The 1,152-nt window shown below is 68.7% G+C and carries 2 protein-coding genes; one reads left to right on the top strand and one right to left on the bottom strand.

What is annotated here, in order from left to right; all coding sequences use genetic code 11:
- On the top strand, positions 1-296 hold a 296-nt coding region (locus AC08OQ_RS17645), incomplete at its 5' end, for an SAM hydroxide adenosyltransferase (protein ID WP_476612218.1).
- Between the two features lie 19 nt (positions 297-315).
- Here AC08OQ_RS17645 and pucL read toward each other — a convergent pair.
- A partial coding sequence (pucL, locus tag AC08OQ_RS17650) for a factor-independent urate hydroxylase (protein ID WP_476612219.1) occupies positions 316-1,152 on the bottom strand: 837 nt, incomplete at its 5' end.

The following is a 1,152-nucleotide window of genomic DNA, read 5'->3' on the forward strand; positions in this document are numbered from 1 at the left end:
GGCTGCGCCCGCCGGGTCGGGCGGTGCTGCGACCGCTCCGGCGGGACCGCTCGACCGGGGCCGAGCAGGCGGCCGGGCCGCCCGCGGCCGCGGGCCCGATGGTTGAACTGGCGGTAGGGGTCACCTTCGGTTCCGTCGGCCCGGGGGAGGCGGTGCTCTACGTCGACTCGGCGGGGATGGCGGCCCTCGCCGTGCGCGACGGTGACGCCGCGCATGCCCTCACGCTTATGCCCGGCGACCGCCTTACGCTGCGCCGCTGGGACAGGCGTCCGGGGCGCCCACCGCCCGTCGGGTGACGGCACCGGTCAGCACCGGTCAGCAGAATCCCGGGAAGGTCAGCCAGCTCGGCCCCGGGTCGGGAGCGTCATCGCGCAGGACCGTTCCCTCGATCTTGCCGTACGGCCGGTCCGCGGCGTAGTAGATCGTGTTGGGATTATCGAGCCCGAACGGTTCTAGATCAACCAGGAAGTGGTGTTTGTTCGGCATTGACAGGCGGATTTCGGCGACGTCGGCGTGCGCGGTCAGTGCCGCCTCGCCCATCCGGTACAGGGTCTGTTGCAGAGCCAGGCTGTGGAGGCTCGCGAAGGTGCTGACCAGAGCCGTCCGTATCCCGTCGAACAGTCGTTCGAAGCCGAGGTCTGGCCGGGCGTAGCGCCAGCGGGCGGTGACCTCTGTCGCCAGGATGCGGTCTGTCGTCTCGGGCAGCGTGGTGTACCGGTCGCGGAGAAACCCCGAGAATTCCGAGCTGGTCGACTTCAGCAGGACCAGCCCGGCGAGTCCGGACACGACGAAGGCCGTGTCACGGTCGAGGGTGACGACCGTCGTCCTTTTCTCCCCAGCCGACCTGCTGAAGGCATGGTCGTGCGGCACTCCGTCCACCGGGATGCGGTCCCACCGGTACTGCTCGATTTCTATCCGGGCGCCGTCGATCCACGGGAGGGATCCGACGAAATGGTGACCCAGCCGGATCGCGAAATCCTCGATCTGGCCGATTCCGTGCTCGCGGGCGAAGGCGTAGACGGTGTTTTTCTGCGTGTCCGTGGTGAGCACGTGCGCATTGTCGCCGGACAGGTGCGCGGCGGCGAAGTCACCACGAAGCGCAGTGGAGACGTTCAGATCGGTGATCTGGTGCACCGGTCCGTTCCGCGCTAC

This window comes from Frankia sp. CcCS3 (assembly GCF_977927575.1).